Source organism: Haloferax sp. s1, from assembly GCF_058382125.1.
Genome location: NZ_JBZRPK010000016.1, coordinates 1 through 576 on the forward strand (window position 1 = coordinate 1; position 576 = coordinate 576).

The 576-nt window shown below is 48.8% G+C and carries 2 protein-coding genes; both read right to left on the reverse strand.

Annotated elements, in window-relative coordinates; translation table 11 throughout:
* On the reverse strand, positions 1 to 351 hold a 351-nt coding region (locus tag QT222_RS00075), incomplete at its 3' end, for a hypothetical protein (RefSeq protein ID WP_491475907.1).
* Between the two features lie 17 nt (positions 352 to 368).
* Positions 369 to 576, reverse strand: a 208-nt coding sequence (locus QT222_RS00080) for a hypothetical protein (protein WP_491475908.1), incomplete at its 5' end; no start/stop codon positions are given.

A 576-nucleotide genomic window follows, 5' to 3' on the forward strand; every position in this document is an offset into this window, starting at 1 on the left:
GAACTGAACGGCTTTAGCACAGGCGGGAAGCAATGCAGACGTCTCGTAGTAGACTCTCTCCAAGCCGCTGGCTGACGCTCTTCTGGAGCTAATTTCGCATAAGAGATGTTCCGTTGACCCTCGAAGGTCAGCGACTAACGCAATAAATTCATCAATGATTGTTTCGTCTGGCGAAACCATAGGGGGGGTCGGTATTTGGGTCTCTACTTCCGAAAAGCTTTTCGCGTCTTCGAATGTGCGCTTTTGCGCCGCAACGGCTAACTTATGACCACCCCGTTTCCAGTGGGTCTCAGCTTTATCAAGATTTTTCTTGACTAGCGCTTCGATCTCGGCAGTTTGTTTATCATCCATATGGCTTGTCTACACAATTATTGGTTAAGTCCGAGAATCCACAAAGCCACCCCCGCGATCACCCATACGGCGATCAGGCCGATGCAGACATTCACACGCTTAGCCTTCAAGTCTCTGATATAAGCGAGTTTCATATTCTCGAAAATCAGCTCGCGCTCGGTATCGTCCTCTGAAGTAGGTACGGACTTGAGCATTTCATCCAAGGAACGACTGGATATGCAATAG